Genomic DNA, 23,853 nt, shown 5'->3' with positions numbered 1-23,853 from the left:
GATCAGATGCCGCTTTTCACCGTGCTCCAGACCCGCGTGATGGCGCGCATGTCCTTGGGGTCCTGGGTCTTTTGCGGAAACAGGCGCTCACGGGTCGCGTCATCGGGATAAATGGCGGGGTTGTTGCGCACGTCGGCATCGAGCAACGGCGTAGCGGCGGCGTTGCTGTTGGCGTAGTGGATGTAATCGGTGACGTCGGCCATCACCTGCGGCTTCATCAGGAAGTCGAGAAACTTGTGCGCGTTGGCCACGTGCGGGGCGTCGGCCGGGATGTACATGTTGTCGAACCAGATCAGCGAGCCTTCCTTGGGAATGAAGTAGGACAGGTTGATCTTCAACTTGGCCTCTTCAGCGCGGGCCATGGCGGTGGCGTAGTCGCCGGACCAGGTCATGGCCATGCAGGTGTCGCCGTTGGGCAGGCTGGTCAGGTAGTTGACCGAGTCGAACTTGCGGATGTACGGGCGCACCGACAGCAGCAGTTCCTGCGCGGCCTTGAGGTCGGCCGGCGCGGCGCTGCGCGGGTCGCGGCCCAGGTATTTGAGGGCCAGCGGGATGACTTCGGTCGGCGCATCCACCAGGGTCACGCCACAGTCGGCGAAGCGCGAGACGATCTTCGGATCGAAGATCATCGCCAGCGAACCGATGGGCGCGTCGGGCATGCGTTCCTTGATCTTGTCGACGTTGTAGGTGATGCCGTTGCTGCCCCAGGTGTAGGGCGCGGAATACAGGCTGCCGGCGTCGAAGCCCTGCATGTCCTCGAGGACTTTCTGGTCGAGGTTGGCCCAGCCCGGCAGCAGTTTCTTGTTCAGCGGCTGGAACACCTTGGCCTTGATCAGCGGCGGCGCCAGGGAAGCGTTGAGCACCACCAGGTCGTAGCCGGAATGGCCGGTGAGCAACTTGGCCTGGACGGTTTCATAGGCGTCGAAGGTGTCGTAGATGACCTTGATGCCGGTGGCCTTCTCGAATTCGGCCAGGGTGTTTTCACCGATATAGTCGGCCCAGTTGTAGAGCCTCAGGGTCTTGCTGTCGTCCACCTCGGCGGCCTGGATGTTGTTGGTTGTTATCAGGGAAGCGAGAAACAAGCTGGAAATCACCGTGAGGGCCTTGCGCATAGCAAATTCACCTTATCAAGCGAAGTCGGCTCGGGATGAGCAGGTGGATCTACTATTGGTCGATTTGGCGAGAGGCGCCATACCCCGAATGGGTGTGTGCGTGGCCGGCACCTGTAATGGGCGTTGACGATGACGCTGGGGCCTGATGCCTCGCGGTGTCTGGGCTGCCATCGCGAGCAAGCTCGCTCCTACAGGGAACGTGCCTCACTTTATATCTTGATCTTCTGTGGGAGCGAGCCTGTCGAGGCGTCGAACCGTCGCGATGGTCGTTAACGATGACGCTGGGTGCCTGATGCCCCGCGGCGTCTGGGCTACCATCGCGAGCATGCTCGCTCCTACAGAAAGCAGAACCGCGATGCCAAGGGCACCGCAGATTGCCCCGTCGGGAGGCCGAGTGGAGGTTCTGCGCAGTGGGCAACCCGGCATGGATGCCGGGTTAGCCGCCCCCGGCCATGGATGGCCGATGGCGGCGCGCCCACGGAGCAGGACCGGAGCGAGGGAACCCTGAGCGTCAGCGAAGGGCCGTACGTCAGGGGCGGGGCGTTTTGGTGACTTTGGCGCCCCAAAGTCACCCGCCGTAAGGGCGGAACCTAAAGCGGCCGTTACCGCAGAAATGGATATGTACACCGGAAGGCCGCCATCGCGAGCAAGCTCGCTCCTACAGCAGGCAAAAAAAAGACGCGCGACGAGTTGCGGCTCGTCTGCGCGTCAAAACGGGAAGCGTCAATACAGTTCTTTGTGTACGCGATGATTGCTCGCCAGGTCGGCAACGAAGGTCTGCGCGTCTTCCTCGCCCAGCCGGCCGAAGGTCATGGCGATGTTGACCAGGGCCGCGTCGATCGCCCGCTCCAGGTTGCTCTTGTTGCCGCACACGTACAGATGCGCGCCCTGGCTGAGCAAGGCCCACAGGTAGGCGCCGTGTTCGAGCATGGCGTCCTGCACGTAGTAGCGTTGCTCGCTGTCCCTCGAGAAGGCAGTGATCAGCGTATCGAGCACGCCGTTGGCCTGCCATTTTTCCAGGCGCGGTTGATAGAGGAAGTCCGAATCCCGGCGCCGGTCGCCGAAGATCAGGCAACTCTGCCCAGGGCTGTTCTGTTGCTCGATCTGTTCCAGCAAGGCAATCAACGGAGCGATGCCGGTGCCGGTACCGATCAGGATCACCGGGTGCTCGACCTGCCGCGGCAGATGGAACGCCGGATTGCTGCGCACGAACACCTGTGCCTCGGGGTGCGGTCCGACCAGGTGCCCGGTGGCAGTGCCGGTGCGCGTGCGTTCGTCCATGTCATAGGCGACCTCACGGATGCACAGGTCGACATAACCGGGGTTGTCGTGGGACGCGATCGAGTACGCCCGGGGCAGAACCTCTGGCAACCACTCCACCAGATCCTCCACGCTCAATTGGCCCGGCTCACAGAAATCGTTGAGCACGTCGAGCATGTCGCGGCCATACAGGTAGGCTTCCAGCTCCTTGCGGGCACTGACCTTGAGCAGGCCCTTGAGCATTTCGTGCCCGCTGACCTTGGCAATGTCGCGCAGCATCGACTTGCTCAGTTGGCGTAACTCTTTGTCGCGCAGCAAGGCGCGCGCCTCTTCACGCCCGAACCACTCGCCGATCTGCTCCAGCAGCGCTTCATCGTTGTGCGCCAGCACGTACAGGTTGTCGCCGGCGCGGTACTTGATGCCGCTGCCTTCGATGTCCAGGCGCACCTGCCAGGCGTAAGGCGCCGTGCCGTTGAGCCGGGTGCGTGAGATCACCCGCGCCGGCCAGGTGGCTTTTTCGCCATAGGCGGTGACTTGCAACTGCAAGGTCGTGCCGGCACGCCAGTCGCCCTTGAGGACCGCTTCGAGCGTGGCGCACCAGGTGTCGAAGAAGCCCTCGAAGTCGGTGTCCGCATCGACGCGGTTGATCCACGGCTTGGCCTGCTTTTGCAGGAGCGCGGCGTCGATGAGTTTGCTGAAACCGCAGAAGGTCGGATAAGCCGTGTCACCCAGGCCGAAGATGGCGTAGGGCTGGTCGACCATCGAGGCGAATTCGTTCAGTTGATCCATGAAACAGTCGGCATTGCCCGGCGGCTCGCCGTCACCGAAGGAGCTGCACACGATGAGCAGCAGGTCCCGCGGGGTCAGGCTGTCGAGCTTCAGCGAGTTGAGATCCTGCACGGCCAGTTCGTACGGCTGCAAGCAAGGCAGACGCAACAGGCGTTGCGTCAACCCACGGGCGTTGCCGGACTCCGAGCCATAACCGATCACGATGCGTTCGATCAGAGCTGGCATGGCCACTTACCTGTCGTAGTATTCGTCGAAAGTTTCCTTGGAGAACTCCAGGCCTTCGAAGTCGCTCATCAGGTCGTTGATCACGCGGCGAATGCTGATGTACTCGACGATGTTGCCCTGCTCGTCGAACAGCGGTTGCACCGTGGTGTCGACCACGTACAGGCCACCGCCCTTGCCCACGTTAGGGATCACGCCGGTCCAGATTTCGCCTTTCTTGATGGTGTCCCACATCTGCTTGTAGGTGCTTTTCGGCACGGCAGGGTGACGCACGACGCTGTGCGGCTGACCCAGCAGTTCTTCGCTGGTGTAGCCGGTCAGCTTGCAGAACAGATCGTTGACGTAAGTGATGTTGCCTTGCAGGTCGGTGGTGGAAATCACCATGACGTTTTCCAGAGCGCTCAAGACTTTGGCGTTGATGGCTTGCATTGTGTTACTCCTCGATTGGTAAAAAAAACACTGTGATTGCCGAGAAAAAAGAGGATCCGACCCATGACCGGATCCTAAAAAGGAGTTCGGGATGAAATGGCGCTGGCACCGGTTTCAGCTGTCCTGCGATTGCAGGCGCGAACCTTTGCGCGTCACTTGCTGGCCAACGTCGAACTTGGCATTGGGCGAACGCACGGTGCTGACTTCGCCCTTGGCGTCTTTCACTTCATAGGCGGTTTCTGTCAGGCCAGCCGCTTCCTGCACCGAGCTACCGGCGAAGAAACCGGCACCGGCACCGATCAGGGCGCCAATCGGGCCACCGACGGCACCGACCATCAGTCCGGTGACGGCGCCGGCACCTTTGCCAGCGGTGGTGTCCGGCACTTCGCGAACGACCTGGTCGGCCATGACCAGCGGGGAAAACAACAGGCAGAGGGTAAAACTGAACGGCAGCGTACGAGTCATGATCATTTCCTGCTTGAGGTAGGGAGGGAGACGCCTAAAGCATTCCATTAAACGTGCCAACTTTTTAATGCATGTTTTTCAATGACTTATGTATCTTTGAAGTCTTTTTAACTACATTCAAATCAAGTCATCAAGACTACATGGTAGTCATTGTGACTAATTCTCAACGGCGTATACCCGACCGTAAGTCGGAGGGCGTTCGAGCACCTGACCACCGGTAGGCGAAATCAATTGTCAGGAAATATTACCTACGTCATATTATATGCGTAATAAATATCAACTTTCCCCAGGTATTCCTCCATGACCAGCATGCCCAGCCTCGAATCCGATCTCGCTGCCCCGGTGAGCGCGCCCCGCCCGCCCCTGCTCAAGCGCCTGGTCGTGCTGACGCTGGCCATCGCCGCCCTGGTGTTCGCCGGTGTCCATGCCGCGCACTGGTGGACCGCGGGCCGTTTCATCGAAGAAACCGACGACGCCTACATCGGCGGTGACGTGACGGTGATCGGGCCGAAAGTCGCGGGGTACATTGAAGAAGTGCTGGTCACCGACAACCAGAGAGTCAAAGCCGGCGACGTACTGATCCGCCTCGATTCGCGCGACTACCGCGCCAACCTGGCCAAGGCCGAAGGCGCGGTCGCCGCTGAAGAAGCCCTGCTCGCCAATCTCGACGCCACGCAGCAACTGCAAGAGGCGGTGATCGGCCAGGCCCGCGCCGGCATCGAGGCGGCGAGTGCCGAAACCGCGCGCTCACGGGACGACAACCTGCGCTACAAAAAACTGGTCGGCAGCAATGCCGTTTCCGTGGAAAGCGCCCAGCGGGCCGACGCCACCTTCAAGACCGCCCAGGCCCTGAGCTCGAAGGCCCAGGCCGAACTGCTCGCCGCCCAGCGCCAGTTGAACGTGATCGAAACGCAGAAACAGCAGGCCCGGGCGGCGCTGATCCAGGCCCGGGCCGAACGCGACCTGGCGCAACTCAACGTCGGCTATACCGAACTGCGCGCACCGATCGACGGGGTGATCGGCAATCGTCGGGCACGGGTCGGCGCCTATGCGCAGGCCGGTTCGCAACAATTGTCGGTGGTGCCGGCGAGCGGGTTGTGGGTCGACGCCAACTTCAAGGAAGATCAACTGGCGCACATGGTTCCCGGCCAACGGGTGGTGATCCGCGCCGACGTGCTTGGCGGCCAGGCATTCCACGGTCGTCTCGACAGCCTGGCGCCGGCCAGTGGCTCACAGTTCAGCGTACTGCCGCCGGAAAACGCCACCGGCAACTTCACCAAGATTGTCCAGCGGGTGCCCGTGCGGATCCGCCTCGACCCGGCCGATAGCGTGCTCGGCCACCTGCGCCCGGGCCTGTCAGTGACCGCCGAGGTCGACACCCGCAAGGAACCTGAAAGCGCCGCCGTGGCCAGCGCGCCATGAGCCGCGCCCTCGCCGCCCCGGCGCAGCCTTTCAATGCCGCCGACATGGCGACCGCGACCAAGGTGTTCGCCTTCGCCAGCATGTGCATCGGCATGTTCATTGCGCTGCTGGACATCCAGATCGTCTCGGCGTCGTTGCGTGATATCGGTGGCGGGCTCTCGGCCGGCACCGATGAAACCGCCTGGGTGCAGACCAGCTACCTGATCGCCGAAATCATCGTGATTCCCCTGTCCGGCTGGCTGTCCCGGGTGTTTTCCACACGCTGGCTGTTCTGTGCTTCCGCCGTGGGTTTCACCCTGGCCAGCCTGCTCTGCGGCGTGGCCTGGAACATCCAGAGCATGATCGCGTTTCGGGCGCTGCAAGGGTTTCTGGGCGGCTCGATGATCCCGCTGGTGTTCACCACCGCGTTCTTTTTCTTCACCGGCAAGCAGCGGGTGATCGCTGCCGCGACCATCGGCGCCGTGGCGTCATTGGCACCGACCCTGGGCCCGGTGATCGGCGGCTGGATCACCGACGTCTCCTCCTGGCACTGGCTGTTCTACATCAACCTGGTGCCCGGCATCTTCGTTGCGGTGGCCGTGCCGATGCTGGTGAAAATCGACCAGCCGGAACTGTCGCTGCTCAAGGGCGCTGATTATTTGAGCATGCTGTTTCTCGCGCTGTTCCTCGGGTGCCTGGAATACACCCTGGAAGAAGGCCCGCGCTGGAACTGGTTCAGCGACCGTACGATTCTGACCACGGCGTGGATCAGCGGCCTGGCGGGCCTGGCGTTTATCGGTCGGACTCTCTACGTGGCCAATCCGATCGTCGACTTGCGTGCCCTCAAAGACCGCAACTTCGCCCTGGGCTGCTTCTTTTCGTTCGTCACCGGAATTGGTCTGTTTGCCACGATCTACCTGACGCCACTGTTTCTCGGTCGGGTGCGTGGTTATGGGGCGCTGGACATTGGACTGGCGGTTTTCTCCACCGGCGTGTTCCAGATCATGGCGATTCCGCTGTATGCCTTTCTGGCCAATCGCATCGACCTGCGCTGGATCATGATGACCGGCCTTGGCCTGTTCGCCCTGTCGATGTGGGAATTCAGCCCGATTACCCATGACTGGGGCTCCGCTGAACTGATGCTGCCACAAGCCTTGCGCGGGATTGCCCAGCAACTGGCGGTACCGCCCGCCGTCACCCTGACCCTGGGCGGATTGGCGCCCGCGCGGCTCAAACATGCCTCGGGGCTGTTCAACCTGATGCGCAACCTCGGTGGCGCCATCGGCATCGCCGCCTGTGCCACGGTTCTCAACGACCGCACCAACCTGCATTTCGCCCGGCTGGCGGAGAACCTAAACAGCCGTCACGAAGCGGTGAACCAGTGGCTGTCCCAGGTCGGCAGCAACTTCGCCAACCTGGGCCTCAATGGTGATAACGGTGTGAGCGCCAGCCTGCATCAATTATGGCAACTGACCTACCGCGAAGCGCAGACGCAAACCTACGGCGACACCTTCCTGCTGATCGGCGCCTGCTTTGTCATCGCCACCGCCATGGTGCCCTTGATGCGCAAGGTACAACCACCGGCAGCACCGAGCGCCGATGCTCATTGATGGCAAAGCAAGCTCGTAGCTTGCCCCCTCATTCCTGAGGCGTTTTACGGAAGCCCACCGCCAGGCGATTCCAGCTGTTGATGGTGGAGATCGCCACGGTCAGGTCGACCATTTCCTTGGGGCTGAACTGTGCGGCGACGTATTCATACACATCGTCCGGGGCGTGGGTCTTGCTCAGTTCGGTCAGGGACTCGGTCCACGCCAGGGCGGCGCGTTCGCGATCGCTGAAGAACGGCGCCTCGCGCCAGGCGGTCACGGCGAACAGGCGGCGCGTGGTTTCGCCAGCCTTGAGGGCATCGGCGGTGTGCATGTCGATGCAGAACGCGCAGCCGTTGATCTGCGACGCACGCAGCTTGACCAGTTCGATCAGGCTCTTTTCCAGCGGCAGTTTCGAAACGGCGCCTTCCAGAGCCATCATGGCTTTGAGTGCATCAGGGGAGGCGGTGTAGAAGTCGATACGAGGTTGCATGGCTGACTCCGGGGACAAGTGGGTGTGGAGCTAAGTTAATCCCGCGGGGCTGCTGCGCAAATAACCAATATTCCAGAAGTCGAGGAGGCCATTGGCGTCACCGGGAAAATAAAGTACGTCAGGCCAATTGCCAGCGGTTACCCCGCGCCACTAGAATGCGATCAATTCTTAATTGCAGTCAGGCCAGGACGCCCGAATCGAGTACCTGTACCCATGTTGTCAGCCGACCCTTCGAATCAGCAGATCCACACGCTCTACAGTGAACATCACGGTTGGCTGCAGGGATGGCTGCATCGAAAACTCGGCAATCGCTGCGACGCGGCCGACCTGGCACACGATACCTTCCTGCGCCTGCTGACCCGGCAAGTCATCAAACCACTGGGCAGCGAGCCCCGGGCCCTGCTGACCCACATCGCCAAAGGCCTGGTGGTCGACCGCTGGCGACGCCAGGACATCGAGCGCGCGTACCTGGAAACCATCGCGCAACTGCCCCCTGCCGAGGTGCCTTCGCCGGAAACCCGCCTGCTGATCCTCGAGACCCTGACGCGGATCGAAGCACTGCTGCGCGAACTGCCGGCCGTTACCCGCGAGACCTTCCTGCTGTCGCAGATCGAAGGCCTGACCTACGCGCAGATCGCCGAGCGCCTGAACCTGTCGCTGATCACCGTCAAGCGCCATATGCGCGCCGCGTTCATTGCCTGCCTGAGTGTCGCCTGATGAACCCGATGATCAACCCGCAGATTCTCGGCGAAGCCGCCGACTGGCTGGTGCAGTTGCATTCCGGGACCGCGACGCCGTCCGATCACCAGGCCATCGCCCAGTGGCGCAACCGCAGTGCCGAACACGCTCAGGCCTGGCTGCGCGCCGAAGCGCTGCTGGGAGAATTTCGCAGCGTACCGGCCAACCTCGCCCTGCAGACGCTGCACCGGGCGGCACGTCGCGATGGCCTCAGTCGTCGCCAGACACTGACGCGCCTGGGTCTGCTGCTGATGGCAGGTCCCTTGGGCATCGCCGCGCAACACATGCCCTGGGAACGCTTGAACCCCGATCAGCGCACGGCGGTGGGCGAACAGAAACAGCTGCGACTGCCCGACGGCAGCGAGTTGCTGCTCAACACGCAAACCGCCGTGAACATTGCGTTCAGCCCCGCGGAGCGGCGTATCAAGCTACTCGATGGCGAGGTGCTGATCAGCACCGCCAAGGATTCGCAGGGCCGGCCATTCATCGTCGAAACCCCGCAAGCCCTCGCCCGTGCGCTGGGCACCCGGTTTTGCGTGCGCACCTTTGAGTCGCAAAGCCAGGTGTCGGTCCTCGAAGGACAAGTGGAAGTCACTCCGCTGCGGCTGTCGCAGAGCACCCTGATCAACGCCGGTGAACGCCAGACCTTCAAGTCCGACCGGTTCGACCCGGTGGAGAGCTTCGACACCAGTGCCCTGGCCTGGGACAAAGGCATGTTGCTGGCCAACAACATGCGCCTGGACGAATTGCTCGGTGAGTTGAGCCGCTACCGTCCCGGTATCCTGCGGTGCCATGCCGACATCGCCGGGTTGCGGGTGTCGGGGGCGTTCTCCCTGCGCGATACCGACGCCAGCCTGCGTCTGCTCAGCGATACGTTGCCGCTGAAAATCAGCAGCCTGACCCGTTACTGGCTATCGGTCGAACCCCGGGCCTGAGCGGCCTGAACCGCAATGACTGCACCGCACCTGCACCGCCGCGCCGGCTATCCGTTCAAGGTGCTCGGCCTGAGCGTGGCTCTGGCCTGCACCGTCGGGCTTGGCGCCACCAGCCAGGCGGCTGACGGCGTCGGTGCCAGCACCGCCCGCGACGTCAACATCGCACCGGGCCTGCTCAGCCATGCCCTGGCGCAATTTGCCGTGGTGGTCGGCGTGCCGCTGTCGTTCGACCCGGCGCAACTGGGTGATCGTCAGAGCCCAGGGTTGCAAGGCAACTACAGCGCACAATCGGGCTTCGCCCACTTGCTGCAAGGCAGCGGTTTCGAGCTGATCAGCACCGGTGGCAGCGGTTACACCGTAGCGCCGCGCGCGCCCGCCAGCGTCGCACTGGAGCTGGACGACACCCGCGTCAACGCCCTGCACGACGACACCTACGGCGGTCAGGTCGCCACATTTGCGCAAGTGGGCATGCTCGGCAATCAGCCTCTGCAAGACCTGCCATTCAATGTCACCAGCTACACCGCCAGAATCATCGCCGACCAACAGGCCCGGACCGTTGGCGAGGTGTTGCTCAACGACGCCTCGGTCCGCCAGTCCCTGGGCTTCGGCAACTTCTCGCAAGTGTTCATGATTCGCGGCTTGCCGCTGGTGTCCGACGATATCTCCTACAACGGTCTGTACGGCATCCTGCCCCGACAGATCGTTGCCACCGAAGCGCTGGAACGGGTCGACCTGTTCAAGGGACCGAACGCCTTCGTCAATGGCGTCACCCCCACCGGCAGCGGAATCGGCGGCGGCGTCAACCTGCAACCCAAGCGCGCCGAGGACCTGCCGACCCGCAGCGTCACCCTCGATTACAGCGCGGATGGCCAGGTCGGCGGTCATCTGGACCTGGGCCGACGCTTCGGCGAAGACAAGCGTTTCGGTGCGCGGCTCAACCTGATGCAACGCGAAGGTGACACCGCGGTCGATGCTGAAGACCGCCGCTCGTCGCTGATCAGCCTCGGCGTGGATTATCGCGGCGATCGCCTGCGCCTCTCGGCGGACCTGGGCTACCAGAAACAGCTGATCAATCAGGGCCGCTCGGTGGTCTACGTCGATTCGTCCCTGAGCAAGGTGCCCAAGGTGCCGGACGCCAACGCCGGTTATGCGCAGAGTTGGAGTTATTCGCAACTGGAGGACACCTTCGGCATGGCCCGCGCCGAGTACGACCTCAGCGACAGCTGGAGCGCCTATGTCTCCGGGGGAGCCAAACACACTCGGGAAAACGGTGTGTATTCGTCGCTGACCGTCACTGACCTCAATGGCGCAGCCAAGGGCGGCATGCTTTACCCGCCGCACGACGAAGACAACAAAAGCCTGATGGCCGGCCTCAACGGCCACTTCGACACCGGCGCCGTCAGCCATCAGGTCAACGTCGGCCTGGCGGGCATCTGGGGCCAGCAACGCTCAGCGTTCGAAACCATCGGCGCCGCCTCGCGTTATGACACCAACCTTTATCACGTCACCGACAGGCCGCGTCCGGCCGCCACTTCGTTTGGCAGTGACATCGGGGACCCGCGCATCGTCGGCAAGAACACCCTGCGCAGCGTGGCGGTGTCCGACACCCTGGGCTGGTTCGATGACCGCGTGCTACTGACCCTGGGCGCGCGACGCCAGGCGATCAGGGTCGATGGCTGGGCCACCGCCAGCGGTGCGCGCACGTCCAGCTACGAAGAGTCCATTACCACCCCGGTCTATGGCCTGGTGATCAAGCCATGGGAGCACGTTTCCTTCTACGCCAACCGCATCGAGGGCCTGGCCAAGGCCCCGGCGACGCCGACCACCGTGATCAACCGTGACGAGACCTTCGCCCCGCTGCGCAGCAAGCAGATCGAAGCCGGCGTGCGCCTGGACATGGACACCTACGGTGCCAGCCTCGCGCTGTACCGCATCGAACAGCCGGCGAGTTACACCCAGGACGCCATCTTCCGGGTCGACGGCGAACAGGTGAACAAGGGCGTGGAGCTCAACCTCTACGGCGAGCCCTGGGAGGGTTTGCGCCTGCTCAGCGGCGCGACCCTGATGAAGAGCGAAATCGAAGGCAGCGCCAATGGCGTCAATGACGGTAACCGCGCGGTGGGCGTGCCACGCTTGCAGTTCAACGTCGGCGCCGATTGGGACGTGCCCGGTATCGAGGGTGCGGCGCTCAGCGCCCGGATGTTGCGCACGGGCGGGCAATACCTGAACGCCGCCAACACCCAGAGCATCCCGGCATGGAACCGCTTTGACCTGGGCTCGCGCTACGCCTTCAGGCTCGATGACAAGGCAATCACCTTGCGCGCCAACCTGGAGAACGTGGCGAACGAGGCCTATTGGGCATCGGCCTTCGGGGGATACCTGACCCAAGGCACGCCGCGGACGCTGAAGGTGTCGGCGACTGTGGATTTCTGAGCTGAAATCCGGTTGAAACCATCGCGAGCAGGCTCGCTCCCACAGGTTTCGTGGCTGGCCATTGCCCTGCCCCCTGTAGGAGCGAGCTTGCTCGCGATAGCGGTGGAACAGACGAAGCCCGCACTCAGGCCCTGTTCCGCAACCACTGCAAAAACCCGCGCTTCTGCACCACCTTCGGCGCTTCCTCGGTCAGGGTCTGGGCCCGATGCAGGCGGTAATCGAGCAGCGCCTTCATGGCCTCGCCAATGTCATGCCGCGCGTCCAGGCACGGCTTGAGGTAATCCTTTTCGATCCGGTACAGGCTGCACGCGGTCTTGGCGCTGAATTCGGCCGGCAGCGAAGTATCCGAGAGAATGCCGCCCTCACCGATCACCTCGCCCGGCCCCATGCGCCCGGACTCGAACTGGGCTGCGGCGCGCACCAGCGTCACCGTCACCACGCCGGACTCGATGATGAACAAATGATCGCTGACCTCCCCCGCCGGCAGGATCGTTTCCCCGGCGCGGAAGGTTTGCAGGGTCATGTGCTGGCTGAAGGTTTCCTTCTCTTCCTGGCGCAGGGTCGAGAAAATCGCCGAGCTCTCGAGCAATGTCCGTGGCCGCGACAGGCCACCGGGAGTATTGGGTTCGACGCTGGACAACAGGCTGACACCCGAAGCCTGCAAATGCCGGTACGCCAGGTCGAACAGCAGGTTTCGCACCATGCGCTTCTGATCCATCGAGACCACAAAACCGCTGATTTCATATTCCACGCCCGTGGCGCTGGACGCCTTGAGCGCAACGCTGGGCGCTGGCTTGCTCAACAGGTGACGACAGCCCTCCACCGCCCGCTCCAATGCGTCGATGACCGTCTGCGGGCGGGCATGGGGACTCAGTTGCAGGCTGATCGACACGCCAAAAATGTCGCTCGGCCGGCTGAAGTTGATGATCTTGGCCTTGGCCGCCAGCGAGTTGGGGATCACCGCCATACTGCCCTGGGACGTTTGCAGGCGCGTGGCGCGCCAGTCGATGTCGATGACCCGACCCTCGGTGCCGTCGATGGAGATCCAGTCATCGAGTTGATAGGGTTTGGTGGTGTTGAGGACGATGCCCGAGAACACGTCGCTGAGGGTGCTTTGCAAGGCCAGGCCGACGACGATTGCCAGGGCGCCGGAGGTGGCCAGCACGCCCTTGACCGGCAGGTCGAGCACGTAGGCCAGGGCGGCAATGATCGCGATCAGGAAAATCACCGCGCCGAGCAGGTCCTGGAGCAGGCGCCCGGTGTGCCCGACCCGCTGCATCATCCCCGCACCGATCAGCACCGTCAGCGTACGCGCGCCGAACAGCCACCAGCCAATCTGCAAACCGGTCGCCGCCAGGTGCAGCGGCACGTCATCGGCCCAAGGGGCGGGTTGCAACGGATTCAGGCCTTCGTTGAACAGCAGGACGCTGAACAGCGAAAAGATCAGCAGGCGTACCAGCAGTTTCCAGTTGCTGCCATTGGCGCTGATCAGGCGCCATAACCCCAGGTCGATGAGGATCAGGATCAGCGCACAGATCAGCGGGTGATTGGTGAGCAATGACAGCATCGAGCGGCTCCAGCCGGGTACGGATGGCCACAGTGTAGGAGCAATTACCGGTCAGTGAGCAACACAAAAAAACGTGTTGGCGAAGACCATCTCCTGCCGCGCGTCAATCACTCATCCGGCCAAAGCGACCCGACTGGAAATCCACGAACGCCTGGTGGATTTCCTGCTCGCTGTTCATCACGAACGGGCCGTGACCGACGATGGGCTCGTCGATCGGCTCGCCGCTGAGCAGCAACACGATCGCATCATGGTTGGCCTCCAGGCTGATTTGCCGGCCATCGCGTTCGAACAGAGCCAATTGCCCCTCGCGCACCTCCTCCTGGTCGTTGACCTGAACCGTGCCGCGCAGCACCACCAACGCGCTGTTGCGGCCTTCGTGCAGGTCGAGGGTCAACAACTTGCCGCCATTGAGCCGCACGTCCCAGACATCAATCGGCGTGAAGGTACGCGCCGGGCCGTTATGACCCTCGAATTCACCGGCGATCAGACGCAGGCGACCGGCCTCATCCTTGAGCGGGATGCTCGGGATGTCGCTGTCCAGGATCGTCTGATAGCCGGGGTCAGCCATCTTTTCTTTTGCCGGCAGGTTGACCCACAGCTGGACCATTTCCAGGTTGCCCCCGGTTTTGGCGAAGCCTTCGGAGTGGAACTCTTCGTGGAGAATTCCCGATGCCGCCGTCATCCATTGCACATCGCCCGGACCGATCTTGCCGACGCTGCCCGTGGAGTCGCGGTGCTCGACTTCGCCGTCATAGACGATGGTCACCGTTTCGAATCCGCGATGGGGGTGCTGGCCTACGCCGCGACGTTCGGTGGTCGGCGAGAATTGCGCCGGGCCCGCGTGGTCCAGCAGCAGAAACGGGCTGATGTGCTGAGCCAGGTTGTCGTAGGAAAACAGCGTGCGAACCGGAAAGCCGTCGCCGACCCAATGGGTTCGCGGGCTGGTGTAGATACCGATGATGTTTTTCATGCCCTCTCCAAATCTGTGGTTGAACCAATGGATAAAGCATAAATTTCTAGCCAATGAAGCGCTAGATGGCAAAAACAGACTTGATCGTTCCAAATGTGGAACAGTGTTGTGCGACGCGTGGGGCTGGCGGTGATTTTATTTCGAGCATAATATTCGCTGTGGATTACAAGCATAATATCGCCACCCGTTCGAGGACACGAACATGCAAAGCCCGACCCGCGAAACCACCCTCGCCCAATGGATCGCCGAAGAAGCCGCCATGCGCGCCCGTCTGGCGGCGCCGGGCAGCCTGTCCCTGGCCGAAGTCAGTGCGTTATCGCCCAGCGAGTTCTTCGATGGCATCGGCAACGGCGAACTGCCCTCCCCGCCGATTGGTACGTTGATGGATTTCATCCCGATTCAATGGTCGGCCGGGTTGTTCATTTTCCAGGGAACGCCGGACTCGCGGCACTACAACCCGCTGGGCAGCGTGCATGGCGGTTACGCCGCGACCTTGCTGGATTCATGCATGGGCTGTGCGATTCACACACAACTGAAAAAGGGCCAGGGCTACACGACCCTGGACCTGCGCATCAGCTACGTCCGCGCCCTGACCGGCGCCAGCGGCCCGGTGCGGGCCGAGGGCAAGATCATCCACCTGGGACGCTCCACCGCCCTGGCCGAAGGACGAATCTACGACGTGGACGGCCGCCTGTACGCGACAGGATCCACCACCTGCATGATCCTCGAAGCCCGAGGGTAAAACTCGCGAGCAGGCTCGCTCCCACAGGGTTCCAGACCAACCACAAAACCCTGTGGGAGCGGGCTTGCTCGCGATGGGGCCCGCACATTCAACATCTTCGGTACCTGACACACCGCCATCGCGAGCAAGCTCGCTCCTACAGGGCTTCCGGCCATCCACAAAAAACTGTGGGAGCGAGCCTGCTCGCGATGGGGCCCGCACATTTAACATCTTCGGCGCCTGACACACCGCCATCGCGAGCAAGCTCGCTCCTACAGGGCTCCAGGCCAACCACAAAAAACTGTGGGAGCGAGCCTGCTCGCGATGGGGCCGGCCGATTCATGACTTACGGTAAATATTGCTTTGCCCAATCAGCGGTTTTTCTCAAGGATGCCGGCGCGGATACTCGTGCTCATTCCCACTGAGAACCCAGGAGTCATTGATGTCTATCCCCGCATTCGGCCTCGGTACGTTTCGTCTGCAAGGCCAGGTGGTCATCGACTCGGTGAGCACCGGCCTGGCGCTGGGCTACCGGGCCATTGATACCGCACAGATCTACGAGAACGAAGCCGAGGTCGGTGAAGCCATCGCGGCCAGCGGCATCGAGCGCGACGCGTTGTTCATCACCAGCAAGATCTGGGTCGCCAACTTCGCCAGAGACCGTTTGATCGACAGCCTCAAGGAGAGCCTGCGCAAGCTGCAGACCGACTACCTGGACCTGACCCTGATTCACTGGCCATCGCCGGAAGACCAGGTGCCCGTCGAGGAATTCATGGGCGCCCTGCTCGAGGCCAAGCAAATGGGGTTGACCCGCCAGATCGGCATTTCCAACTTCACCATCGACCTGATGAAGCAGGCCATCGCCGCCATCGGTGCCGAGCACATCGCGACCAACCAGATCGAGCTGCACCCGTACCTGCAAAACCGCAAGGTCGTCGAGTTCGCCCAGAGCCAGGGCATCCAGATCACCTCCTACATGACCCTGGCCTATGGCGAAGTGCTGAAAGACCCGGTCATCCAGCAGATCGCCGAACGCCTGCAGGCCACACCCGCACAAGTCACCCTGGCCTGGGCCATGCAGCTGGGTTATGCGGTGATCCCGTCATCCACCCGCCGGGCCAACCTGGAAAGCAACCTGCTGGCCTGCAATCTGACCCTGAGCGACGCCGACATGGCCGCGATCGCCAGTCTCGACCGCGGTCATCGACTGACCAGCCCCAAGGGCATCGCACCGCACTGGGATTGATCTTCAGCCTTGCGCGAGCTGTTGTTCCAAGCGCGTCATGGCCTGCTGCAACTGATCGACGGCGACGTCGATCTGCGCCGCACGGCCATCGCCGCAGGCGCGCTCGAGCGCTTCGCAGCACTGGATCAGCGTCGACGCCCGCACCATCAACGCCCCACCCTTGATACGGTGCGCGAGGGTGCACAGGCCCGCCTCGTCGCCCAAGGCATGCACCTTGAGCAATTCGTCACGATCGCTGCGGTTGCTCAACAGCAGGTCGCGCAATAACTGCTCGATCAGTTCATGGTCTTCGCCGACGTATCGCTCCAGACCGCTCAAGTCAATTTCGCTCGCCAGGGCGGGCGGCTCGACGACCGTCGTCATCGGTTCATCGGCGAACCGCGCCGCCAGCCAGGCCCCCAGGTCCGCCAGGCGGATCGGCTTGAACAGGCAGTCGTCCATGCCAGCCTCCAGGCAACGGGCCTTTTCCTCGGGCTGCGCATTGGCGGTAAACCCCAGGATCAGCGTCGCCGGCAGTCCCTGTTCACGTTCTCTGTCACGGATCGCACCCGCCAGTTCGTAGCCGTTGACCACCGGCATGTTGCAATCGGTGATCAGCACATCGAAGGGCGATGCGCACCATTTCTCGAAACCTTGCCGACCATCTTCCGCCTCCACCACGCGGTGCCCGAGGTAGGCCAGTTGCCGACTCATCAACAACCGGTTGGCCGGGTAATCGTCAACCACCAGGATCGCCAGTGCGCGGGTGGGCTGTGGGCTCGGGCTCTCGACAAAATCGCTGCTGGCGACGGTTTTCAACAACGGCAGTTCCAGGCTGACGTCAATCCGCGTGCCACGCCCCGGAGCGCTGTCGAGCCGCAGCTCGCCGCCCATCATTTCGCACAGGGTGCGGCTGATCACCAGCCCGAGCCCGGAACCCTGCTGGCCGGACTGCTGCGAGTTGCCCGCCTGCACGAAAGGGCTGAACAGGCGCTGCTGGTCGAAGGCACTGATGCCGATGCCGCTGTCTTCGATGCACAGATTGATGATCAGGTGCCCCTTGTCCCTGGGCTCGGTCCGCAATGTCAGGCTCACTTCACCTTGGCGGGTGAACTTGATCGCGTTGCTCAGCAGGTTGGACAGCACCTGCTTGAAGCGTGTGGGGTCGATCAGCACGTCACAACCGCTGCGTTCGTCCAGATCGACTCGCCAATCGAGGTTCTTCTGCCGCGCCAGCCCCTCGAAAACCCGGCACACCGAGGCCACCAGCGCGCGCAGATTGGCGCGCTCCGGTGCCAGGGACAAATGCCCGGACTCAATGCGGGCGATGTCCAGGATGTCACCGATCAACGCCAGCAATTGCTGCCCGGCATTGGACGCCACCTCGATCGCGCCGCGGTCGGTGATGCCTTCATCCGCGCGCTTGAGCGCCAGCTCGAGCATGCCCAGCAAGGCGTTCATGGGCGTGCGGATTTCATGGCTCATGGTCGCCAGGAACGTGGTTTTGGCGCGGTTGGCCTGGTCCGCGGCATCCTTGGCCTCCTGCAACTGGCCGAGCAGCACCTGGCGCATGCGGATCTGCCGGCGCTGCCAGGCAATCCAGGCCAGCGCCAGCAGCAACAGGACGCCAGCCGCGGCGAATGCCTGGAGGATGTCATGACGGTGACGCAGCCAGAAACTCTGTTCGACCATCAGGTCGTTGCGCCAGTAGCCGGTCATTTCATCAATTTCTTCCGGGGCGATGCTCAGCAGGGCCTTGTCCAGGATCGAATGCAGTTCCACCGCATCACGTGCGGTGGCCAGGGTGCTGCGGGCCGGGTCGATGCCCACCGTGCTGGTCACTTGCAGGCGGTCGCGGTACTGCCGGGAAATCATGATCCGCGAACTGATCAACGAGTTGATCGCGCCATCGGTCTTGCCCTGGGCAACCATCTCCAGCCCGTCTCCGGTCAGCGGTGCGTTGACCAGTTCGACCTGGGGAAAATGCTGGCGGGTGAATTCACCGGCGCTGTTGCCCTGGGTCACGGCCAGCGTCTTGCCCGCCATGTCATCCAGGGTCCTGGGGCTGTCCGGACCGATCCGGGTCACCAGCACATTGGGGCTGGTCAGGAACGGTCGGGTGAAGCGCAGCTCGGTTTCGCGCTCGATGCTCGGGCTGACACCGGCCACCACGTCGATCTGCCCATTGCGGATGCCTTCGAGCATTTGCCCCACGGAGCTCACCGGCTGAAAGTCGAACTTCAACCCGGTACGCAAACCGATTTTTGCCAGCACATCAATGCTGATACCGCGGTACTTGCCTTCACTGTCGATAAAGGAAATCGGCATCATGTTTTCGTTGATCGCCACCGTCAGGCGCGGATGCTCGTCGAGCCAGTGTTGCTCGGCCACGCTCAATTGCAGCCGCTGGTTGCCGGCGATGGACGAACCACCGGCCCCCCAGCGGCGCAGGATATTGATGCGCTCATTGGTCGGGACCGCCGCCAGCGCCTGATTGACGATGCGCTGCAATGGCCCGCTGTCGTTGGCCATCGCAAAGGCGAAACGCCCCGACTCCATGGGCGAAAAGTCCGCCATTTGCACGTTGTTGAGGTAGTTCTTGCTGATCAGGTAATGGGTGCTGATGGCGTCGCCGATGAACACGTCCGCCTGGCCGAAGGCGACCGCTCCGACGGCCCCCAGCGTCGAAGGAAACAGCTGCACATTCGCCTTGGGATAAAACGCCCGCACCTGCTGTTCCGGCAGGTAGTGATACAACATCGCCAGGCGCTTGCCGGCCAGTTCCGGGTCCAGGGGCAGAGGCGAGTCGGTGCGCGCCACCAGTACCGACTGGTCATCGGCATAGGCGCTGGATTTGCGCAGTTGCGGGTCCTGCGTCTCGTAACGGTTGGCCGTGCCCAGCAGGTCGGCCGTGCCCTGCTTGATCGCGCGCACCGCGTCGTCGCGCGAGGCGTAGCGCCGAACCTCGATGTCCACGTGCAACAGTTGTGCGAGCAGGCCGGCATAGTCCGCCGTCAGCCCTTCGTAGGTCGTACCGGTGATGGTGATATCGAAAGGCGGGTAATCGGGTGCCGTGACAGCTAGCACCAGTCGGCCCTTTTGTCGCAACCATTGCGCGTCGGCGTCCGCCAGCTTGATGTCATAGCCATCGACGTTCGAACGCCCCAGCAAGGACAGGGTCTGCGGCTGCGCACACAGGCTGGAAATCCACAGGCACCCCAGTACGACAAGGGACGTCAGGCAGGGAAAGCGGCGAAAGGTCTTCATTCAGATCAGATGATTGCGCTTGGCGAAATCCCTCAGGTGAACCTTGGAATCCACGTTGAGTTTTTCCACCAGGCGGGTCTTGTAGGTACTGACCGTCTTGTGGCTCAGGTTCATGATCTCGGCAATTTCCTTGTTGCCCCTGCCCCGCGCCAGGTGCTGGAAAATCGTCAACTCGCGATCGGAAAGCCTGTCGATCATTTCCTTTTCGCTGCGTTGCAGCGCGGTCATCGAAACCGAGCTGGAGCGCAACTGAATGAAGTAGGAGTAGCCGGCCCGAACCGCATGGACAGCCTTGTGCAGATGCTGCAGGTCGTTGGTCTTGGACACGTACGCCACGGCGCCGGCCCGCATGCAACGCTCCTGGTAATAATCCGCCTCCTGGCCGGTGAAGACCACCACTCGACAGCGCAAATCACTCGACTGGATCCTTGCCAGCACATCCAGACCGTCGAGCTTGGGCATGCCCAGGTCGAGGATCATCAGATCCGGATTATGTTCACGGATCGCCGGCAGCACTTCATTGCCCGCGGCCACTTCGACTATCTGGTTGAACCCCTCCTGTTTCAGCAGGATTTTCACGGCAGCGCGAACCACCGGATGATCGTCCGCTATTAACGCTGAGCTCATGGCAAATCCCTGTGCGAATACACGACGGTTGGGCGAGGCATGTCCAAGGGTCGAACCTGGGTTAGACGCAGTAGCTGCGCGATGACTTTTGCATGTGACGACGCGCAAGACTAGCTGACAGAAATGACAGTGCCGACGAACGGTCGCCGCGATTCGATGACGGCCATTGCCCGTTCGATGACGGGCAATTCGAGCGAAGCCGCCTGGATCACCTGGATCCTGTGCACCTCGCTGGCAGAGACCGCTGACACCAGTGCGGCATCGGCGCCGTAGATCAAGGCGTGATGCACCTGCGGGTGATCGAGGAAGAGGTCTGCGAGGTTCAGTCCGCCATCAACCATGGCGGCATTGATGACCACCAGATCGAAAGGCACGCCGCCGTACTCGATCAGGGTCAGCAATTCCTCCAGATCCTGCACGGGCGCCACACGGTAGTAATCGAGCCGGTTAAACAGGCGCTCGATTCTCATGCGCTGAAAATGTTGCTCGTCGGCAATCAGGATACGTAACGCTTTGTTCGACAACCGGGACCACCAGAAGGGTTTCAGATTCGGGAGCTCGCAAGGCTACGGAAGAGCCATCGAGCTTTCTGTAGGATTATTCCGAAATTCGAGGCAGCTGATCGGGTGCGGCCTGTGAGGCTCCGGATCGTACTGGCGCTACAGCGAGTACGATCCTTCGACCCCCCCCTTATTGCCAGCCGAAGCGGCGGATGTAAAAACCCTTCACCGCCTGGGTCAGCGCCATGTACGCGAGCAGGATTACCGGCAGGAACACGAAGTACAGCGACGGCAGCGCCTGCAACTTGAAGTAGTGCGCCAGCGGCCCCATCGGCAAGAAAATGCCCACGGCCATGATGATCCCGGTCATCGCCATCAGCGGCAGGGCCGCGCGGCTTTGCAGGAACGGGATCTTCGGTGTGCGGATCATGTGCACGATCAGCGTCTGGGTCAGCAGCCCGACCACGAACCAGCCGGACTGGAACAGGGTCTGGTGGTCCGGGGTGTTGGCATCGAACACGTACCACATCAGGGCGAAGGTGCTGATGTCGAAGATCGAACTGATCGGCCCGAAGAACAGCATGAAGCGCCCGACGTCTGCTGGTTGCCAGCGTTGCGGTTTCCTGAGCATCTCTTCATCAACGTTATCGAACGGGATGGCGATCTGCGAAATGTCGTAGAGCAGGTTCTGCACCAGCAGGTGCATGGGCAGCATCGGCAGAAACGGAATGAACGCACTGGCCACCAGCACCGAGAACACGTTGCCGAAGTTCGAGCTCGCCGTCATCTTGATGTACTTGAGCATGTTGGCGAAAGTGCGGCGCCCTTCCAGCACGCCCTCCTCCAGCACCATCAGGCTTTTTTCCAGGAGGATGATGTCGGCCGCTTCCTTGGCGATGTCCACCGCGCTGTCCACCGAGATGCCGATGTCGGCAGTGCGCAGCGCCGGGGCGTCGTTGATGCCATCACCCATGAAGCCGACCACATGGCCGTTACCCTTGAGCAGACGGACGATGCGCTCCTTGTGCGTCGGCGTCAGTTTGGCGAAGACGTTGGTGGTCTCCACCGCCACCGCCAGTTCGGCATCGCTCATGCGTTCGATGTCGTTACCCATCAGCAGGCCGCGCTGCTCCAGCCCGACCTCACGGCAGATCTTCGCGGTGACCAGCTCGTTGTCGCCGGTCAGCACTTTTACCGCCACGCCATGCTCGGCCAGTGCCTTAAGGGCCGGCGCGGTGCTGTCCTTGGGCGGATCGAGGAACGCCACGTAGCCGATCAGCGTCAAGGCCTGCTCATCGGCCAGGCTGTAGGTGTCGCGACCCTCAGTCATCGGCCGCGCTGCCACCGCCACCACCCGCAGGCCCTCGGCGTTGAAGGTGGCCGTGACCTGGCGAATCCGCGCCAGCAAGTCATCGCTCAACGCTTCGTCGACTTCGCCGTGACGCACCCGGGTGCAGACGGCCAGGACTTCTTCCACTGCGCCCTTGCAGATCAGCAGGTGCGCATGGTCGCGCTCGGCGACCACCACCGACATGCGCCGCCGGGTGAAATCGAAGGGGATTTCATCGACCTTGCGAAACGCCGTGCCCGCCTTCAATTGCCGGTGCACCTCGACGTGTTCCAGCACCGCCACATCCAGCAGGTTTTTCAGGCCGGTCTGGTAGTAACTGTTCAGGTAGGCCATTTCCAGCACGTCATCGCTGTCGTTGCCCCAGACATCGACATTGCGCGCGAGGAAAATCCGGTCCTGGGTCAGGGTGCCGGTCTTGTCGGTGCACAGCACGTCCATGGCGCCGAAGTTCTGGATCGCGTCCAGGCGCTTGACGATGACTTTCTTGCGCGACAGGAACACCGCGCCCTTGGCCAGGGTCGAGGTGACGATCATCGGCAGCATTTCCGGGGTCAGGCCCACGGCAATCGACAGCGCGAACAGCAACGCCTCTGTCCAGTCGCCCTTGGTGAAGCCGTTGATGAACAGCACCAGCGGCGCCATGACGAACATGAAGCGGATCAGCAGCCAGCTGATGTTGTTGACCCCGGTCTGGAACGACGTCGGCGCACGGTCGGTGGCCCCGACCCGCTGGGCCAGGGCACCGAAATAGGTGCTGTTGCCGGTGGTCAGGATCAGCGCGATCGCCGTGCCCGAGACCACGTTGGTGCCCATGAACAGGATGTTGTCCAGGTCCAGCGGGTTGCGCGTGTCCTGATCCTGCTGATGGCGGAATTTCTCCACCGGCATCGACTCGCCGGTCATCGCCGCCTGGCTGACGAACAGGTCCTTGGCGTTGAGCACCCGGCAATCGGCGGGGATCATGTCGCCGGCCGACAGCACGATCAGGTCGCCCGGCACCAGCAGCTTGATCGGCACTTCCGTGCGCAGCGCATCGCGGCGCATCACCGTGGCCGTGTTGCTGACCATCGCCTTGAGCGCGTCGGCCGCCTGGTTGGATTTGCTCTCCTGCCAGAAGCGCAGCAGCGTGGAGAGCACCACCATGGAGAAAATCACGATGGCGGCCTTCATGTCTTCGGTCAGCCAGGAAATCACCGCGAGCAGGGTCAGCAGCAGGTTGAACGGGTTCTTGTAGCAGTGCCACAAGTGCACCCACCACGGCAGCGGTTGTTCGTGCTCGACTTCATTGAGGCCGAACTGCTCGCGCAGGGCCAGGGCCTCGGCTTCGCTCAGGCCGTCGGTGTGGCTGCCAAGCTGCGCCAGCAACGCGCCGGTGTCGCTGCCGGCAGCGCTGACCAGGGTTTGCGCCAGGGTCGGCGGCACCTCGCGGCTGACCGTGGTGTCGGTGAAGGTTTCCAGCAGCGCCAGACGCCGGAAGTGGCGGGCGATGTGGCGGGTGCGCAGGAATCCGGCGAAGAATTCCTTGAGCAGGGTCAGGTTCATGGCAGTTCCCCCAGGGTCAGCCGGGAAACCTTCGAGCAGGCGTGCACGAGCGCCGCGATGACGACCGCAGTCGAAATCACGCAGGGTTCAGCGTCGATGAGAGGACGTCGGGAACCGGGCCGGGACCGGCCAGGTATCGGGATGCCGCTGCTCGCTTTTACGGCGAGACGACGGCACGGAAATTCAGTGCGTTATCTTGCCGGGAAATTGCCGGTTATCG

Annotated in this window: 18 protein-coding genes; 7 read left to right on the top strand and 11 right to left on the bottom strand. The window is 62.5% G+C overall.

Going from position 1 to position 23,853, the window contains the following annotated elements; translation table 11 throughout:
* Window positions 1-2 precede the first annotated feature (2 nt).
* The 4 genes from ABVN20_RS27125 to ABVN20_RS27110 form a co-directional block, all read right to left on the bottom strand.
* Complete coding sequence (locus ABVN20_RS27125; protein WP_368558874.1) at window positions 3-1,112, bottom strand: polyamine ABC transporter substrate-binding protein; 1,110 nt, start codon at window positions 1,110-1,112, stop codon at window positions 3-5.
* 723 nt (window positions 1,113-1,835) lie between these two features.
* A complete protein-coding gene (locus ABVN20_RS27120; protein ID WP_368558873.1) occupies window positions 1,836-3,386 on the bottom strand; it encodes a sulfite reductase flavoprotein subunit alpha in 1,551 nt (516 codons plus the stop codon).
* Between the two features lie 6 nt (window positions 3,387-3,392).
* The gene (locus tag ABVN20_RS27115; RefSeq protein WP_368558872.1) at window positions 3,393-3,812 is read right to left on the bottom strand and encodes a PAS domain-containing protein; all 420 of its coding nucleotides are present in this window, start codon (window positions 3,810-3,812) and stop codon (window positions 3,393-3,395) included.
* A gap of 114 nt (window positions 3,813-3,926) precedes the next feature.
* Window positions 3,927-4,277, bottom strand: a complete 351-nt coding sequence (locus ABVN20_RS27110; protein WP_368558871.1) for a hypothetical protein — start codon at window positions 4,275-4,277, stop codon at window positions 3,927-3,929.
* A gap of 300 nt (window positions 4,278-4,577) precedes the next feature.
* Here ABVN20_RS27110 and ABVN20_RS27105 point away from each other — a divergent pair, with 300 nt between their 5' ends.
* Window positions 4,578-5,699: an HlyD family secretion protein gene (locus tag ABVN20_RS27105; protein WP_368558870.1), complete on the top strand. Its 1,122-nt coding sequence runs from the start codon at window positions 4,578-4,580 to the stop codon at window positions 5,697-5,699.
* A complete protein-coding gene (locus ABVN20_RS27100) occupies window positions 5,696-7,288 on the top strand; it encodes a DHA2 family efflux MFS transporter permease subunit (protein ID WP_368558869.1) in 1,593 nt (530 codons plus the stop codon). The genes ABVN20_RS27105 and ABVN20_RS27100 overlap by 4 nt, the downstream gene beginning before the upstream one ends.
* A 28-nt stretch (window positions 7,289-7,316) precedes the next feature.
* Here ABVN20_RS27100 and ABVN20_RS27095 read toward each other — a convergent pair whose 3' ends face one another.
* Complete coding sequence (locus tag ABVN20_RS27095; RefSeq protein WP_368558868.1) at window positions 7,317-7,757, bottom strand: carboxymuconolactone decarboxylase family protein; 441 nt, start codon at window positions 7,755-7,757, stop codon at window positions 7,317-7,319.
* Window positions 7,758-7,970: 213 nt separating this feature from the next.
* Between ABVN20_RS27095 and ABVN20_RS27090 the strand changes: the two genes are divergently transcribed.
* The 3 genes from ABVN20_RS27090 to ABVN20_RS27080 are packed head-to-tail and all read left to right on the top strand — an operon-like array spanning window position 7,971 to window position 11,863.
* On the top strand, window positions 7,971-8,474 hold the full coding sequence (locus ABVN20_RS27090; protein ID WP_368558867.1) for a sigma-70 family RNA polymerase sigma factor: 504 nt from the start codon (window positions 7,971-7,973) through the stop codon (window positions 8,472-8,474).
* Entirely contained in the window at window positions 8,474-9,430 is a 957-nt protein-coding gene (locus ABVN20_RS27085) for a FecR domain-containing protein (protein ID WP_368558866.1), read from the top strand. Before ABVN20_RS27090 ends, ABVN20_RS27085 begins: the two co-directional genes overlap by 1 nt.
* Before the next feature lie 15 nt (window positions 9,431-9,445).
* Entirely contained in the window at window positions 9,446-11,863 is a 2,418-nt protein-coding gene (locus ABVN20_RS27080) for a TonB-dependent siderophore receptor (protein WP_368558865.1), read from the top strand.
* Window positions 11,864-11,987: 124 nt separating this feature from the next.
* Here the strand turns inward: ABVN20_RS27080 and ABVN20_RS27075 are convergent, their stop codons facing one another.
* Together ABVN20_RS27075 and ABVN20_RS27070 are read right to left on the bottom strand one after the other, a co-directional pair.
* Entirely contained in the window at window positions 11,988-13,430 is a 1,443-nt protein-coding gene (locus ABVN20_RS27075) for a mechanosensitive ion channel domain-containing protein (protein WP_368558864.1), read from the bottom strand.
* A 103-nt stretch (window positions 13,431-13,533) separates the two neighbouring features.
* On the bottom strand, window positions 13,534-14,400 hold the full coding sequence (locus ABVN20_RS27070) for a pirin family protein (RefSeq protein WP_368558863.1): 867 nt from the start codon (window positions 14,398-14,400) through the stop codon (window positions 13,534-13,536).
* A 202-nt stretch (window positions 14,401-14,602) separates the two neighbouring features.
* Between ABVN20_RS27070 and ABVN20_RS27065 the strand changes: the two genes are divergently transcribed.
* Both ABVN20_RS27065 and dkgB read left to right on the top strand, forming a co-directional pair.
* Window positions 14,603-15,142: a PaaI family thioesterase gene (locus ABVN20_RS27065; RefSeq protein WP_368558862.1), complete on the top strand. Its 540-nt coding sequence runs from the start codon at window positions 14,603-14,605 to the stop codon at window positions 15,140-15,142.
* Between the two features lie 421 nt (window positions 15,143-15,563).
* Window positions 15,564-16,367 (top strand): 2,5-didehydrogluconate reductase DkgB, encoded by an 804-nt coding sequence (gene dkgB, locus ABVN20_RS27060; RefSeq protein ID WP_368558861.1) that lies wholly within the window; start codon window positions 15,564-15,566, stop codon window positions 16,365-16,367.
* A 3-nt stretch (window positions 16,368-16,370) separates the two neighbouring features.
* Here the strand turns inward: dkgB and ABVN20_RS27055 are convergent, their stop codons facing one another.
* From ABVN20_RS27055 to mgtA, 4 genes are all read right to left on the bottom strand, one after another.
* Window positions 16,371-19,613 (bottom strand): transporter substrate-binding domain-containing protein, encoded by a 3,243-nt coding sequence (locus ABVN20_RS27055; protein WP_368558860.1) that lies wholly within the window; start codon window positions 19,611-19,613, stop codon window positions 16,371-16,373.
* On the bottom strand, window positions 19,614-20,240 hold the full coding sequence (locus ABVN20_RS27050; RefSeq protein WP_368558859.1) for a response regulator: 627 nt from the start codon (window positions 20,238-20,240) through the stop codon (window positions 19,614-19,616).
* A gap of 110 nt (window positions 20,241-20,350) precedes the next feature.
* Window positions 20,351-20,764: a response regulator gene (locus ABVN20_RS27045; RefSeq protein WP_368558858.1), complete on the bottom strand. Its 414-nt coding sequence runs from the start codon at window positions 20,762-20,764 to the stop codon at window positions 20,351-20,353.
* A 166-nt stretch (window positions 20,765-20,930) separates the two neighbouring features.
* The gene (gene mgtA, locus ABVN20_RS27040; RefSeq protein WP_368558857.1) at window positions 20,931-23,633 is read right to left on the bottom strand and encodes a magnesium-translocating P-type ATPase; all 2,703 of its coding nucleotides are present in this window, start codon (window positions 23,631-23,633) and stop codon (window positions 20,931-20,933) included.
* Window positions 23,634-23,853 lie beyond the last annotated feature (220 nt).

This window comes from Pseudomonas sp. MYb118 (genome assembly GCF_040947875.1).
Classification (GTDB): domain Bacteria; phylum Pseudomonadota; class Gammaproteobacteria; order Pseudomonadales; family Pseudomonadaceae; genus Aquipseudomonas.
The sequence above is the reverse complement of the archived record's forward strand: the minus strand, read 5'-3'. Positions and strand labels throughout refer to the sequence as shown.